This is a genomic window from Shewanella sp. MF08487 (genome assembly GCF_050848685.1).
Classification (GTDB): Bacteria; Pseudomonadota; Gammaproteobacteria; order Enterobacterales; family Shewanellaceae; genus Shewanella; species Shewanella glacialipiscicola.
Genome location: NZ_JBOZPB010000013.1, coordinates 69,350 through 85,122, shown reverse-complemented (window position 1 = coordinate 85,122; position 15,773 = coordinate 69,350). Strand labels below are relative to the sequence as shown.

Below are 15,773 nucleotides of genomic sequence, written 5' to 3'. Positions count from 1 at the left end.
ATCGATATTTTGAAGGTGTAACATGAGAGTTTGTGGTGTTGAATTAAAAGGTGGCGAAGCCATTATCAGTTTATTAAGCTATGAAGGTGAAACCTTCAATGTGCCAGAATGCCGCAAGGTATCTTTCACCGTTTCCCAATCTGCTACCACAGAAGCTATTCGTGAATTCCATTTCGCTTTCCACAAGCTTATGCAGGATTATCATGTTGATGAAGTTGTTATCATTGAGCGTGAGCAAAAAGGCAAACTAGCAGGCTCTGCGACAAGTTTTAAACTGGAAGCCGCTATTCAATTAGGTGAATTACCAGTAAATTTACTGTCCCCGGTCACCATAAAAGAGCAAAATAAACGTAACCCACCACAAGTGGATTTTGATAGCTTAGATCTTAAAAAAGTCCAACAGCTTGCGTTTGAAGCCGCTTACGCCCAGCAAAATCGCCATATTTTCGGCAAGATATAAGTCATGTGATGCCTCAGGCTCCGAAGTCATTCGGAGCAAAATCTCTTATGAACTCATTAAAATACTTAAGCGGCTATAGCCCTGAGATCCAGCAGCAAGTGCAGCAACATCTTGATGCGGGTACTTTACCAAAGCTACTATTGAAACGTCATCCGGTCATACACAATATCCGCAGCGATAAAGCACTGTACGACTACACACAAACGATTAAAAATCAATTTTTACGCCAGTCATCCCCACTCTCTAAAGTGATCTTTGATGACAAAATTAGCATGAGTCATCATGCACTTGGGTTACATTCTTATGTAGCACGTGTTCAAGGTAATAAAATCAAAGCAAAGAACGAAATTCGTATATCTTCGCGTTTAAAGCGCGTACCAGAACCTTTATTACGTATGGTTGTTGTACACGAACTTGCCCATTTAAAAGAAAAAGATCATAACAAGGCTTTCTATAATTTGTGTAGTCATATGGAGCCAGATTATCATCAATTTGAGTTTGATTTACGCCTATTATTAACCTGCATTGATGCCAATATATCCCCTTATTCGGCCAATACTGTCGACGCCTAAATAACAATATTCCTCATTTAAAATGAAGCGATACTGGTTGCTAAAGTAAGTGGTCCAGTATTCAAAGGCAGATAATGTTAGTGTGCGCTAAAAAATAATTCAAAGACATCAAGCAAGTTAATAGACGATGATTTAAATAGTTGCTATCAATCACTGTACCCCAATTATTCAATGGGACACTCGATCGCTAAGTTCTGCCATTGAACTCTCTCAACGCCTCATATACTCACGACAATCACTAAGCCTTTACTAAGCTCTTATCTTATTCTGATACATTGATTACCGATCAATTTGAATAAAATTTAAGCTAATTTTATGATAAGAAAAATGCTTATAGAATGTAGAGGCTATTATGGTGTAAATGACATAGTCTTGAGATAAGTGACATAACAGATATAAAAATACCGATGACATTAAGTGTTATCGGTATTTTTATATCTTTAGCAAGACGGCTAGGAAGGGTTATTTCGATATAAACTAACCCAAGTTCATCATCGCTTGGCGACTATTAACTAAATTGGTGAAAGCTCGTAAGTCCTGATTAGCTAACTTACTTGACATCGGGATATCCGCTTTTAACGGATCAACGGGTTTACCGTTAATATGGAATTCATAATGTAAATGTGGACCGGTTGAACGACCAGTATTACCCGATAAAGCGATAACTTGTCCGCGAGTAACGCGCTGGCCTTTACGCACAAGTGCTTTAGATAAATGCAAATAACGAGTACGGTACTTACCACCATGCTCAACCACGATATATTTACCGGCGAACTGGTGGTCAGTCACTAAACTTACAATACCATCCCCAGGTGCAATAACTTTAGTGCCGATCGGGACTGAAAAATCAGTACCGTTATGCGGTGAAACACGCCCAGTAATCGGGTGTTTGCGATACGCGTTGAAACGAGAACTCATTCGCGGTTGCTTGGCTAACGGATAACGCTGGAATGCGCGAACTAAGCTGTGTCCTTTTGCATCATAATAACTACCATCGGAATATTGAAATGCACTAATCTCAGACCGACCGGTTTTAATCGCTACACCTAAAATTTGGCTACTTCCTGTGGCTTCACCTTCAACATATTGATCATTTACCAAAACAGAAAATTGATCACCAGCATGTAAATCACGGGCGAAATTTAACTTTTCTTTGAGTAAATCTTCAATGCGCTGAATATCGGCAGCCGCTAAGCCCATTTTTTGTGCCGAGACATAAAAAGAACCTTTAATATCACCACTGATAATGCGATTTTGCCAAACACCCTCTACGTTCACTTCTTCAACATTAAAGCTACCATCTTCATAGCGAGTAAAAACGACTTGTCGAGCGGTGTTAAAATAAAGCTCTAATTTTTGTAGTTGGCCTTCGTTATCTAACCAAAATTGAATTCTGTTTCCGGGTAATAAAGTATCAAGCGCGAGGATATTTAAATCAGCTTCTAACACTTTATACATAGTCTGCTGATCGACACCTGCTTTTGAAAATAACCCACTTAAAGTGTCACCTGAAGCAATCGTACGTTCGAAATGAGGGATACTATTAATAAATGCGGTATTCTCAATTTCAGGCTCTGAAACTTGAGGTAAAATATTTTCAATATCGAGAGTAACAGGGATCCGTTGTGCAGTCGGCACTATATGTCCACTATTTGGCATTAGCATTGCAGCGCCAATCAACAGACCACCCATTAATAGAATGTTCTTCTGTATTGATGATAAGTTCTGCAAACGGGATTGCGATAAGTTGATAAAGTTGGGTTTACCTGTCTGCAACGCTTTTCACCTTTCGTTAACTTTGCGTTCTATTTTTGAACCAGTCCCTTTGAGGGAAGCCCTAATTTTTTTCCAACTTATCCCAAAAAGCCGATTATGACAATCGCTATTTCGCACTTTTAGCTCACTATTAACAAGAAACATGCGCCAGTTGGCATTTTAAATTAACTTTCCATATATTACCCAACGTTAAACATACAAAGAGCAAAATAAATAACATATAAAAAACAATTATTTAAATGCGACTTATCTAGAGAATAAGCGACTAAGGTAAAACGACTGTCATTTCACTCCCATGTGAGGTTTTATTGATATCTATACGGGTATTGATCTGCTCTTTCATCTCCGAGACGTGCGATATCACCCCTATCATGCGACCCGAGGATTGCAGGTCCATCAAGGTTCGAATAGCCAACTCCAATGAGTCTTGGTCTAAACTACCAAAGCCTTCATCAATAAATAAGGTGTCGAGTTTAATGCCACCCGCATAGGCTTGCACCACATCGGATAATCCTAACGCCATTGATAATGCCGCCATAAAACTTTCGCCGCCACTTAAGGTCGCCACCGGACGGACCTTTGAGGTGTAGGCATCTTCAACCTCTAACTCAAGGCCTGAAGCCTTGTTACCTTTTGCTCTATCCTCCTTACGCAATAAGCGATAACGCCCTTTGCTCATCAGATGCAATCGATGACTTGCCTCGAGTAACACATCATCGAGCAACACACTTAATACGAAACGCTGCAGGCTAATTTTATTGCCCGTATTACCATTAGCGACGTCGGCGAGCGTGCCAATAACTGCATACTCGTCTTCTAAGCTCTTAGCTTTCGTATCGGCGATATTCAGCTGAGTTTGTGTTTGAAGCAGAAGCGCTGCTCGAGTGTGGAGCCGTTGCCATGTCTGTTCAGCTGTGTGTAATGCTTGCTGCGCTATCTCAAGCTCGGCCGCAAGCTTAGTGCTATCGGGCGGCACTTTATCCTTAAGCTTAAGTGTCAGCAGCTCACATTGGGCTTGGATTAACGCACATTGCTGTTGATATGCTTCAATCTCACTTACCAATAGATGTAGTTGGTGTTCATCTAACATGGCCTCAAGCAAAGCGTGCTGATCGGTGAAGCCCGCGGCAATTAACTGTTTGTCAAGTTGCTGTTGTGCTCGAGTTAACTGCGCTAATGCGGCCTCGGCGGTATTTTCTGCTCCATTTAACGCAGCTTTAGCGGCAACAAAAGCCTGCCCAGTTTGTAGTTGAAGCTCGCGAATGCTGGCAATCTGTTGTTTAATTTGACTAATATCTTGTTGATTTTGCGCTGTTGCAGCGTTTAATGCCTCGAGCGTAGCCAGCTTCTTCGGTACATTTTGCTGCATTTGCGCTAACTGCCCTTGCAATACATCAACCTTTGATTGCGAGGCACTTTCTTGCGCTTGTCCTTGCTCCAGCTCTTGCTGTAATTGAGTTTCTTGCATCTGTAACAGCACGATATCTTGCTGCAGCTGCTGCAAATTTAAGTGGGCTTGTTCGGCTGTTGTCAGCGAGAAAGCCAATTGCGACAAAGTATGCGTATGTTCATCTAAAGAAATATCAACAGCAGCACCTAATTGGGTAGCGAGATCCTGTGCTTGTTGTTGCAAGGTTTCTAACTGCGTTTGGAAGCCCCGATATTCAGCTCTTGCTTTGCTCAGCACGTCTTGGGCATGAGTTTCAGCCTCTTGGGCTAATTGCAGCGCTTCATCACTGGGGAGCGCCTGTTGGCTCTGCGCTGGCTGAGGGTGGATTTTACTACCACACACAGGGCAAGGCTCATCTGATTGTAATTGCTGAGCTAAAATAGCCGCCTGCCCTTGATGCCAAGTCAATAGTAAGCTCTTATACGCAATCTGTGCTTGCTGATGTTGTGTATTAAGCTGTTGGCCTTGCGCCTTAGCCTTGGCAAGTTTTTCCTGTGTTAAAGCGACCCTTGCCGTAACGTTTTGCCATTGCTGATAAGCAGATAATAACTGCTGTTGCTGCAGGTGCGATTGCTGTAATGAGAGACGGGTTTCACTGCTAGCTTGTAATTGTGGCAGAGTTGATTCCAGCTCATAGCGTTTTTGGCTAACGGCGGTTAATTCATTTTTGCTCGCCAGAAACTTCGCCTTAGCCTTAGTTAACAGCAGTTGCTCTTGCTCGACTGTCTTAGTGAGTCTATCGAGCTCCCTAAGCTGCGGCCCTAATGTATTCAGTTGCTGTTTAGCTTGTTCTTTCTCGAGTAACTGCGCTTCCAAAACAGGTAAATCTGTTGCTTCTAGTTCAGATTTTTCAAAAGCTTGCTTAGCATTTAACAAGACTGTTTTTGTGTGATTAAGGTTAAGGTTTGCTGATTTAGATTCCTGCTCACGAGCCAAAAACACTTCTACTATGGGTTCTAAGCGCTGCGCTTGCTTAGCAAGATCCATTGCGTGACTTTTAGCCTTAATACTGTCTTGCTGCGCACTAAGCTCTGCGGCAGTTCGAGTTAACACATCAAGCTGAGTAAAATCGGCCTGTAAATGCTGCGCGGCGTCGCCCTGCTTGATGATAAGTTGCTGTTGTTGTAATGCCTGCTCTTTCGCGCTTTGGGCCACTTCAAGTTCTGGCGTGAGCTTCGCTAATTCATTCGTCAGCTCATCATCGGATGAAATATCGGCACTTTGTAAGATGCCATCGCGACGACTACGCTGGTCTTTCACTAAGGCGCGAATATCTGCCGCCTTACTTTTTAAGGAATCTTCAATCCGCCGATAAATATGAGTTTGAAATAATTGACTAAATATCTGTTCACGCGCCTTAGAATCCGCCATTAATAATTCGCGGAACTTGCCCTGCGGCAATACCATCACTTGACGAAATTGCTCCACATCAAGCCCTGTTAAGGCTTCAATCTCAGCAGTCGCCTCAGAGACTTTACTGGCCACAAGCAAGCTTTCATTGCCATCGGCGTCAATTTTATAGAGCTGGGCTTCGGGCTTTTGCACCGTTGAGCCATCGCCACTTTTTTTAACTCTGTCTTGCTCTGGCACGCGTCGAATACGATAGCTATTACTACCAAGCTGAAAGCTAAACGTGACCTCTGTGAGCAGATTGTCGTCTGCCATATCGCAGCGCATCTGGCTACCTTCACGCTCATTGCCCGTGGTTTTGCCGTAGAGGGCAAAACAAATACCGTCAAGCAAGGTCGTCTTACCCGCGCCCGTTGGCCCATTAATTAAAAATAACGGATTAGTGCCAAGAGCAGTAAAATCAAGTGATTGAGTCGATGCAAAGGGGCCAAAGGCCGACATTGAAAGGCTAAGGGGTCTCATGCTTGACGCTCCTCATGGTGTAACTTAGTCAAGAGATCGTCCATCACGGTTTGCTGTGCCTGCGTTAATGATTCGCCAGAGACCTGCGAGAAAAAGTCGCAGAACATATCCATTTCGCCTTTTTTGATATGATCGCGGCTTAAAGCGACTTGCTGCTGCCCCGCCATCAAGCCTGTGCGCTCTAAATGCAGTACATTGGGGTAAACGGCTCTGAGTTTGCCCATAGCATCTAAAATGGCATGTTTATCCAGTAGTCTCACCATCAGGTAATCTTCACGTTTTATATCCATTTTACCTTGGGCGAGTAATATTTCTAATTCTCCCTCTAAGATGCGCACATCACGCATCGACGTTAATGGCAATAAACAGATATTTAGCGGCGTTTGCGCGCTAAGTTCAACTAACGTCACCGACTTGTGTTGATGCTGTTCGCTAAAGGAATATTTCAAAATCGAACCTGAATAGCGCACATGTTCGGCGCCTTTGTATTGCGGCCCGTGCAAATGGCCTAATGCAACATAATCAAATTCAGTAAATAACGTTGGCGATATTTTGTCTGCGCCGCCAATACTTAATGGCCGCTCAGATTCAGACTCACTGCCACCATCCAAAAAGCAGTGGCTGATCACCACTTTGGGTAAGCCTTGGCTATCGTGCTTACGCACTTGCTCAAGCAAAATATCCATAGCCATTTCGTGGCTCGAGGCCTCGCATTCAAATACGTGACGCACGGTGGCAGGATCAGCGTAAGGCAGGGGATAAAAAACCAAATCACCGCTTAAACTCGACAACCTAATAGGATGAACTTCAGCACTTAAAGGCCCAATGATATGTAACCCACTTGCCGCCATTTGTTTTGCTGCAAAACCCAAACGCTCGTGGCCGTCATGGTTTCCAGCAATCATAATCACTTGCAAGCCTAAACCATGTACCAAACGGTTCAGCACATCATCTAACAAGGCAACCGCATTGGCTGGCGGAATCGAGCGGTCATAAATATCCCCAGCCACAATCACGGCATCAACCTTATGCTCACTCGCCAAAGCAATAATTTGTTCGAGTACAAAGGCTTGATCATCCAGTAATGACTGATTGTGTAACTGGCGACCAATATGCCAGTCTGAGGTATGGATAAATTTCATAATCGCTCTTTTAACAAAGTGGTGGCGCTAAATCCAAGCGAACATGTCGCTCGTTTACGCAAAATAAGGAAGACAAGGTGCGTATTCAAATCGGATTAAATCTTATTACATAAGACGTAGCGTTAAAATGCACATAGAAAAATGAGAAGCCAAAAAGTGCATCAAAAATGACAGGTTATACTATTAAAAAACCTTGAAAGAGTACACCTATTGCAAAGTAAGATGAGGTATTTTCGGCAATCTTTGGAGGTTCACTACTGTGATATCCACCTTAACTTAACTTTTGCGCCAAGGTGGGCGTAACTCAGATAAAATAACGCGCTAAGATAAGCTAACATACAGTTTAAACCTGCGCTTATCGATACAAAACCGTCTATTAGAATAGTTGGTATTGCGTTGCCAGCAGTTTAAAGCTCATGGCAAGGGACATAGTCACAACGAGTGGCTTAATGATCTTAGTGCCTTTAGTCACCACTAAACGAGAACCTAAAGTCGCACCAATGGCTTGCCCTGCTAGCATGACTAATCCTAATAACCAAATCACTTTCCCGCCTAAGGCAAAAAAGATTAACGATGCGATATTAGTCGAAAAATTAAGCAGCTTTGCGTGAGCCGTAGCCTTAGCTAAACCAAAACCAGCTAACGATACAAACGCTAACGCAAAAAAACTGCCTGTACCTGGACCAAAAAAGCCATCGTACAAGCCCACACCTAACGCGGCGGTGAATGCAAACGCGGTCGGTGTGAGCACTTGATGTCTATCATCTTCAGATATCTTTTTCGAGAATAAAAAGTAACAACCAATAGCCAAAATCAAAAATGGCAACATTAATTCGAGCACTTTAGTATCGACTAATTGAACTAAAACAGTCCCTAATGCCGCGCCAATAAACGCACAAATTAAAGCTAATTTAACGGACTTAAGGTCAACCAGACCCTTACGCACAAAGTACAAGCTTGCAAAAAAACTACCACCACAGGCCTGTAACTTATTAGTCCCCAAGGCAACCGTAGGTGGTAATCCAGCCCACATGAGTGCCGGAATCGTTAATAAACCACCGCCACCGGCAATTGAGTCAATAAAACCTGCCACCAGTGCCACGGCAAAAAGTACCGCTGCAATTTGTAGAGTTAATTCAAATTCCATAATTTTTATTATTCTTTGGATAAAAAGGGAGTCATTACCGAGCATTAGACTGCGTTTGCCAAATAAACGCAAAGGAGTTATTGTCGCCACTGCGTGAGATATTTTCACGCAAGAATGAGATATTCCGGTTCCAATACCTGCCACAGGAAACAATATGTTCACCGATTTGCCACCACTTAATGCCCTACGCGCCTTTGAAGCTGCGGCGCGCTTACAAAGCATGACGCTCGCCAGTAAAGAGCTGCATGTTACCCATGGTGCAATTAGTAAACAAATTAGGGTGTTGGAGGATTATTTAGCTTTTGCATTGTTTGTACGCTTACACAAAAAAGTGCTTTTAACCGATGAAGCCAAACGTTATTTACCCCATGTGCAAGCCGCACTACAGACACTTTCGAGTGCGACCAGCGACATACGTCGTCAACCTACGCAGCCACAAAGCTTAGCCATTAATGTACTTCCAAGTTTGACGATCAATTGGCTTATTCCACGAATGGAGCAATTTAAATCCCGTCACCCGCATCTTTATGTGGATCTCTCTATTGGCGATTTTGCCGTCGATTTTAGCCAAGGTCGTTATGATATCGCTATTCGCAGCAGTACTGTGGCCCCAAAGGGAGCGAATTATATTAAATTGATGGATGAGGATTTATGTCTGGTTTGTGCGCCTTCGTTAGCATCTAAACTGCAGAGCATTGAAGATATTAATCGCGTCACTTTGCTAAAACACACAACAAGGCCAGAACTCTGGGGATATTGGGCTGAAAAAGTAGGCCTAGAACTCACTCAAGAACAAACCTTTGGTGTGGAACATTTTTACATGTTGAGTCAAGCGGCCGTAAGTGGCATGGGTGCTGCGCTAATACCCCGCTTTTTTATCGAAGAACAACTAGCGCATGGTAGCCTAGTTATCCCCTTCAACGCCCCTTTTACCAGTCCCTATAGTTATTATTTACTCACGCCAAAATCTCCTAGCCTACCGTTAAAAGCCCAAGCTTTTATCGATTGGTTACTCGAAATTTTTGCCCCCTATCGGCATTAAGCATTTTGGCAAGGGATTCCACTTAGGCAGAACTCAGATAGAACGTTAGAACTAACGCATCAAATAGCAGAGAATGAGTAATAAAAAACCACCCTTAGGTGGTTTTAATTTGAATTACCGCACTAACTAAACAAGATTAATGATTACAGTTTGGACCGTGAACATGCCCGTGGTCATCATCGTCCTCGTCCGTAAATTCATCATCACCATCTTGATGTTGCATCACGCCCCAACCATCGCTCATGCCACCAAACTCGGCAGCAAAATCATGTAGCATGACTTCTTGCTCAACCAAAGTATCGTACTCAGGTACCATATTTAGGCAAACAATTATTTCCCACTTGCCGAGCTCATCATTCAGATTAAGCTCAATCTCGCCTTGCAAGTCAGAATTAGTTAATTCTTCTAACGCTGTCTCAGCATCGCGTTGATCATCAAATACTAAAAAGAAATCAACATCTAGTGCTTTAGTTAAATCGATCCCCGATTCAGCCATTGCAGCCAGCATTTTACCATTGTCATCATCTGGAAATTGCATATATTGCTCCACTGTTGCAGGCTTATTCTGCCGCAATGATTTGAACTGATTCACCGTTAAAGCTGACAATATCGCCCGCCACGATCTTTTTACGTTTACGAGTTTCAACTTCACCGTTAACAGTGACTTGACCTTCGTCAATAAAATGCTTGGCTTCACCGCCAGCACTGCTCATGCCTTGGACTTTTAATACCTTGTACAATTCAATGAAATCTTCGCCAGAATGCAAAGCTAATTGATTAATTTGCGTCACTTGATACACGCCTTATAAAAATAAACCTGCGGTATTATACCAGCACCGCGCCAAATACGCTGAAGATAATTAGGCTAGAGACGCCTTTCATCGGCGAGTAAACCATAGGCACATTCATCAAGCCAGTTTTCACCTATCTTGAGTTGTTGTCTGAGCAAACCTTCAAGCCGAAAACCACACTTTTCAAGGACTCGTGCGGATGCATGATTATCTTTAGCGCAATGACCAACAAACTTATGTACATTAAAACTTAAACAAGCCCAGTCAATAACGGCTGTTAAACCTTCGGTGGCATAACCTTTGCCATGGCAGTCAGCCGCTAACAAATAACCAACTTCTGCTCGTTGTTCTTCAAGATGTTGACAATAGAGGCCCGTTAAACCAACAAATTGCCCTGTATCTACGGTTTCAATCACTAAGGTCAGCCAATCACCCGAATCATAAGACCATGTATTCGCACGTTGCTCAAACTTACAACGCAGAGCGTCTTGTGATTCTGGAACCCGCACAAAACGATTAATCTTAGGATCACTATTTAACGCATAAAAATGTTCCCAGTCGCTCGCGTGTAGGCTCCTGAGTTTCAATCTATCAGTATAGAGTTCCAACATAGTGACCCCGCGATGATTATATAAAACAAAACGGCAGCAAAAGCTGCCGTTTCAAACACCTTGTATCAAACAAACCGTAAAACTTATGCGCGGCTGGTCACTTCAAGTAAATGAAAGCCAAATTGAGTTTTAACAGGGCCTTGTACTTCATTTAATGGTGCGCTGAATACCACTTCATCAAACTCTTTAACCATCATACCTGGGCCGAATGAACCCAATTCACCACCTTGTGCACCTGATGGACAAGATGAGTGCGCACGAGCAATTTCGGCGAAATCTGCACCGTCTACTATTTGTTGCTTGAGCGTTTGGCATTGCTCTTCACTGCTCACTAACAAATGTCTTGCTGTTGCTTGGACCATAGTAAAACTCCTATTTAGATCATGAGACATTTGCCTAAAATATCATCAACTTCCCATTATCATTCGATCTAATGGGTTGGGTTAAACAGTATAAAAACTTTCTGTTGAATAAAAAAGTTTTAAAATACCGTTACTCCTATCAACATCTAGTAACGGCATATTGAGTACTAAACTTGTTTAACCGCTATCCAACGATCGACTTTTTGCTCCATGACCGCCATAGGTAGTGAACCTGAGGTAAGTATTTGATCATGGAATGCTTTCAAATCAAACTTATCACCTAAGGCTTTTTCAGCGCGAGCGCGTAAGGCGAGAATTTTTAGCTGACCCACTTTGTAGGATAACGCTTGGCCTGGGATCGCCATATAACGCTCAACTTCTGCGACGATATCGCTTTCAGCCATAGGCGAGTTATCTTTCATATACTGAATTGCTTGCTCACGGCTCCAACCTTTAGTGTGAAGGCCGGTATCAACGACTAAGCGCATTGCGCGTAACATTTCATCCGAAAGCTTGCCAAAATATTGATAGGGATCGGTAAATAAACCCATCTCAACACCCAAATATTCAGCATAAAGTGCCCAACCTTCTTCAAAAGCGGTATAACCACTAAAGCGTTGGAACTCAGGCACGCCGGTCAATTCTTGTTTAATCGCTATTTGGAAATGGTGTCCAGGTGCTGCTTCATGTAAAGACAGCGTCGTCATACCCCACTTTGGCTGCGCTTTTAGGTTATAAGTATTGATATAGAATACGCCTGGGCGGCTACCATCAACGGCTGGCGATTCATAAGAAGCTCCTGCAGCCGATTGCTCTCTGAAGCTTTCAACTGGTTTCACGACATAATCAGCTTTTGGCATCACATTAAAGTAATTAGGTAAAACTTTATTGATGTTATCTTTTAGTACCATATAGCCATCAATTAAGCCTTGGCGATCATCATAAAAATACTGGGTTTCAGAAGATAACGCCGCAAAAAACGCCTTTAAATCCCCTTTAAAACCAACTTGCGCGCGCACTTTATCCATCTCAGATAAAATCCTTGCGACTTCTGTGAGCCCTATTTGGTGGATCTCATCGACTGACATAGTGGTTGTAGTGTGAGAGTTAGCTAAATGCTGATACCAAGCTTTACCATTAGGCAAGCCTGACCAGCCATCAGTTGCACGCGACTGGGGTAAATAAGTCTGCTTAAAGTAATCTCGCAAATTCGTTAAAGCGGGTAAAATGCGCTCAGTAATCATGGCTTGATAACGCGTAGTTAACTCCGCTTTATCCTGCTCAGAAAAACTCTCTGGAAAATGCTGGATAGGTGAGTAAAAAATACTCTGGGTAGCATCCGTGGTTAACATAGCGTCTAACTGAGGAATAATGCGCTCCACCAATACTCTTGGTAGCACGACTTTGCTTTCAATACCTTCATTCATGCGATTTTCAGCAAGTGATATCCACTTGATAAAACCATCAACTCTGCGCTCCCAATTACGATAGTCTTGCACGCTATTAAAAGGCTGTGCACTTTCACCACTGCCTAACTGCACCATAGTAATCACTGTACTGTAGAACTGGCTTATCGGCATAAAGCGTGATGGGAACGTTTCATCGACTAAGGCCATATCACGGTCATAAATAAACAAGTCATAGCTTAACTGCAGATCTGCTGGCAACTGCTTAGGGTCAATCGCTCGCACCTGAGCTAAATAACGAGTGTTTAGCTCATGACGAGCTTTAAGGTAAGCTTCGGTTAAATCACCACCAAAATCAGCATTGTAATCATTAACGCCAACAAAAGTGGCGTAAATAGGCTCAAGTTTTAGATAATCTTTAAAGTAAGCATCCACAAGCGCTAAATAGCGTTGTTCTGCCGTTTGCGTTTCGTCCTGCTCTGCGGCCGCGGCATTAGCGGGGCTATTTTCTTGAGCTAGGGTAACTTCAGGCTTAGAACAACCTTGAAGAGTTAAGATTAATGCTATTGAACCGGCCAATAAACCCAATTTCATTTTAATATTTTTCCTATTTAGTCCGTTATTACAGAATCGTGTTTAATACTTAGCTCAAAACCCACTATTGCGTTATTTTTTGTGGCGACAAAAGCCTGATTTTAATAAAGAATAAGATAGAACACACCCACTGGCAATCAAGAAGCAACTGACTATTGATATTTGTTTGCCCCAAAAAAACAATAACAGTAGCTTAGCGCCATCCTAGTCCAAAGAAAAAGCCCCTTACGGGGCTTTCAAACTAAAACATTAACAAACTGCTAAGTGATTACAGCGCGATGTCGTGCATACGTGCTTTCTCTTTAATATAAGAGATATAGCTTTTTGCACTCTTCTCTGTCTTCTTATCATTAGCAGCTAATACTGCACGGTTATAAGCAGACTTGTACTGTTTCAAACTTAAATGAGCCAAAGCTAATTCAAAGTTTGCTTCTCCAGGATTATCAATGCCCACAGCAATGGCTTTTTCAAGCACAGGAATAGCTGCAGAGTATTGTTCATCTAAGCTCAACAAACGACCTTGTTTTAGATAAGTCTTGCCATCATTGTTAATTGCAGCAGCTTTACCATAATACTCAGCGGCTTGTTTAAACTCCTTCGCATTTTGGAAAAATCCCGCCAAAATATCGAATGACTTAGCATCTTCAGCGATCATGCCTGACTTCATATGCTTCTGGTAGATTTTAGCCGCTTGATATGGTGCACCTTTTTGTGCCATCAATTGTGCTAAACGCGTAATATTACCCGCACTATCTAAGAAACCATTTCTATAGGCTAAATCATAAGTTGCCAAAGATTTGTCGTAGTCCTCAATCATCAAATAAAACTGTGCTAATTGAACCCATAGTCTGCCATCCGATGGAAATAAAGGCACCATGACTTCTAACACACCAACGGCATTCTTATACTTCTTTTGATTGAAGTAAGCTGTCAGCTTCATTTGATACAGACCTTTGTCAGGAGCTTCAGCTAATGAAAGACCTTTATCGGCCACTTCAATCACTTTATCCCACTGTTTAAGCTCTGAATGTGCAATACCAATGCGGCGATACATTTGAGAATCAGCTTTACAAGTAAAATCCATCCACTTGTAATAATAAGGAATCGCTTCCTTAAACTTCTTCTCTTGTAACAGCAAATCAGCATAGAGACGCATTGTCGCAGCATGATCTGTTCCACCTAAAATATCAGCCTCTACAGCTTGTTTTAGGTACTTGATCGCGGTATCCATTTTGCCTTTTTCGGCATAAAAGTTACCAAGCATACGCGCAACATAAGCTTTATCGAAATCGTTCTTCGCATTCGCTTCAAGCAAAATCGCAATAGCTTGGTCTATCTGACCATTGGTATAGGCTTCAAATGATTTTTGAACTTTCTTAGCAGCGCCTTCGCCTACCGCTTTAGATTGACGTTTATCGATGGGACACTTTTCTTCAGCCATTGCTGAAGACACTGTTAACGTGCCACCACAAATAGAAAGCAATAATAGTACTGCGATTTTATTAACATTACGCATAATTAGTTGCCTCCTTTATCTAAGGTGAAGTCTAATTGCACTGTCATACCAGGTTGTTTCAGTGGCTTGCCATCTACTATCTTTGGCTTGTATTTCCACTTTTTCAAGGCCCTGATGGCTTCTTTATCAAATAGACGCTTTGGCTCTGCTTGAATAACTTCAACGTCATCGATACCACCGAGTTCGTTGATCGTAAAGCGAAGTTGTACCCAACCTTCTTTACCATCACGAGCCGCAGCAATTGGATACTGAGGTTCGATACGAACGATAGGCGTAGCATCGCCGTCACGAGTCATCATATTACCTAATTTAAAACCACCTGCTGAGTGACCGCCAGTTTCAACACCACCCATATTGAACGACATTGACGTATCAATATTGCTCGATGAGTCTGGAGGTGTGACATCAGGCTTTTGTGGTTGCTCTGGTGGTGGTGGTGGCTTAGGCACTACCCTTGGCTTATTCTGTGCTTTTGAATCCTGTCTATCCATAGTGATTTCAATTACAGGGGTCTCGGCCGATGTATCACCGCGCTGTGCGCCGCCACCGACCAAGAACGCCATAAAAGCGAACAGACCAAAAGTCACAGCAGCACCAATAATGATCGATACTAGTGCTCTTAGCATATTAATCGTTCCCCGCAGATACCGAAATTTTATCTATACCAGCAGCTTTCACTTGGTCTAGAACTTTAACAACTAAGCCGTGCATTGCATCTTTATCTGCCTGAATTAATACAGCGGCTTCAGGAGCTTCAGCCAGCATACGTTCAACGTTTGCTGTTACACGTTCGATATCAACCTGACGGTTTTCCATCATAATCACGCCGGTTTTACTGACGCCGATAAAGATGTTAGCCGAAGGCTTTGAAGTCGCTTGTGAAGCTTTTGGTTTGTTATAATCCAAACCCGATGGTTTCACGAATGACGTTGTTACAATGAAGAAAATTAGCATAATGAACACGATGTCGAGCATCGGTGTCATATCAATTTGCGCTTCCTCATCTATACTGGAATGCTTTTTACGTGCCAT

Annotated in this window: 15 protein-coding genes; 3 read left to right on the top strand and 12 right to left on the bottom strand. The window is 42.6% G+C overall.

Annotation, left to right across the window (positions count from 1 at the left end):
• The first annotated feature begins 22 nt into the window (after positions 1 to 22).
• Positions 23 to 460: a DUF3010 family protein gene (locus ACRN9H_RS10905; protein WP_220772748.1), complete on the top strand. Its 438-nt coding sequence runs from the start codon at positions 23 to 25 to the stop codon at positions 458 to 460.
• Between the two features lie 47 nt (positions 461 to 507).
• Positions 508 to 1,032, top strand: a complete 525-nt coding sequence (locus tag ACRN9H_RS10900) for a M48 metallopeptidase family protein (RefSeq protein WP_432313669.1) — start codon at positions 508 to 510, stop codon at positions 1,030 to 1,032.
• A gap of 477 nt (positions 1,033 to 1,509) precedes the next feature.
• On the opposite strand, the gene ACRN9H_RS10895 is transcribed toward ACRN9H_RS10900, so the two are convergent.
• From ACRN9H_RS10895 to ACRN9H_RS10880, 4 genes are all read right to left on the bottom strand, one after another.
• Entirely contained in the window at positions 1,510 to 2,808 is a 1,299-nt protein-coding gene (locus tag ACRN9H_RS10895; protein WP_220772750.1) for a peptidoglycan DD-metalloendopeptidase family protein, read from the bottom strand.
• 265 nt (positions 2,809 to 3,073) lie between these two features.
• On the bottom strand, positions 3,074 to 6,130 hold the full coding sequence (locus tag ACRN9H_RS10890; protein ID WP_432313668.1) for an SbcC/MukB-like Walker B domain-containing protein: 3,057 nt from the start codon (positions 6,128 to 6,130) through the stop codon (positions 3,074 to 3,076).
• Complete coding sequence (locus ACRN9H_RS10885) at positions 6,127 to 7,272, bottom strand: exonuclease SbcCD subunit D (protein WP_432313667.1); 1,146 nt, start codon at positions 7,270 to 7,272, stop codon at positions 6,127 to 6,129. Before ACRN9H_RS10885 ends, ACRN9H_RS10890 begins: the two co-directional genes overlap by 4 nt.
• Before the next feature lie 376 nt (positions 7,273 to 7,648).
• On the bottom strand, positions 7,649 to 8,419 hold the full coding sequence (locus tag ACRN9H_RS10880; RefSeq protein WP_263190075.1) for a TSUP family transporter: 771 nt from the start codon (positions 8,417 to 8,419) through the stop codon (positions 7,649 to 7,651).
• Positions 8,420 to 8,573: 154 nt separating this feature from the next.
• Here ACRN9H_RS10880 and ACRN9H_RS10875 point away from each other — a divergent pair, with 154 nt between their 5' ends.
• Entirely contained in the window at positions 8,574 to 9,461 is an 888-nt protein-coding gene (locus ACRN9H_RS10875; RefSeq protein WP_432313666.1) for a LysR family transcriptional regulator, read from the top strand.
• 136 nt (positions 9,462 to 9,597) lie between these two features.
• On the opposite strand, the gene ACRN9H_RS10870 is transcribed toward ACRN9H_RS10875, so the two are convergent.
• The 8 genes from ACRN9H_RS10870 to ACRN9H_RS10835 all read right to left on the bottom strand — a co-directional run bounded on the left by ACRN9H_RS10870 (position 9,598) and on the right by ACRN9H_RS10835 (position 15,773).
• Entirely contained in the window at positions 9,598 to 9,999 is a 402-nt protein-coding gene (locus tag ACRN9H_RS10870) for a ribonuclease E inhibitor RraB (RefSeq protein WP_432313665.1), read from the bottom strand.
• A 22-nt stretch (positions 10,000 to 10,021) separates the two neighbouring features.
• Positions 10,022 to 10,252, bottom strand: a complete 231-nt coding sequence (locus tag ACRN9H_RS10865) for an RNA-binding S4 domain-containing protein (RefSeq protein ID WP_076498245.1) — start codon at positions 10,250 to 10,252, stop codon at positions 10,022 to 10,024.
• 74 nt (positions 10,253 to 10,326) lie between these two features.
• Positions 10,327 to 10,863, bottom strand: coding sequence for a GNAT family N-acetyltransferase (locus ACRN9H_RS10860; protein WP_432313664.1), 537 nt, complete (start codon positions 10,861 to 10,863; stop codon positions 10,327 to 10,329).
• Positions 10,864 to 10,946: 83 nt separating this feature from the next.
• Positions 10,947 to 11,225 carry a peptidylprolyl isomerase gene (locus tag ACRN9H_RS10855; RefSeq protein ID WP_432313663.1) on the bottom strand — a complete coding sequence of 93 codons (279 nt, stop codon included), beginning with the start codon at positions 11,223 to 11,225 and terminating at the stop codon, positions 10,947 to 10,949.
• Between the two features lie 167 nt (positions 11,226 to 11,392).
• Positions 11,393 to 13,225, bottom strand: a complete 1,833-nt coding sequence (locus tag ACRN9H_RS10850) for a DUF885 domain-containing protein (protein WP_432313662.1) — start codon at positions 13,223 to 13,225, stop codon at positions 11,393 to 11,395.
• Between the two features lie 268 nt (positions 13,226 to 13,493).
• Positions 13,494 to 14,741 carry a tetratricopeptide repeat protein gene (locus ACRN9H_RS10845; protein ID WP_432313661.1) on the bottom strand — a complete coding sequence of 416 codons (1,248 nt, stop codon included), beginning with the start codon at positions 14,739 to 14,741 and terminating at the stop codon, positions 13,494 to 13,496.
• 2 nt (positions 14,742 to 14,743) lie between these two features.
• Complete coding sequence (locus tag ACRN9H_RS10840) at positions 14,744 to 15,367, bottom strand: energy transducer TonB (protein WP_220772760.1); 624 nt, start codon at positions 15,365 to 15,367, stop codon at positions 14,744 to 14,746.
• A 1-nt stretch (position 15,368) separates the two neighbouring features.
• A complete protein-coding gene (locus tag ACRN9H_RS10835; RefSeq protein WP_006081158.1) occupies positions 15,369 to 15,773 on the bottom strand; it encodes an ExbD/TolR family protein in 405 nt (134 codons plus the stop codon).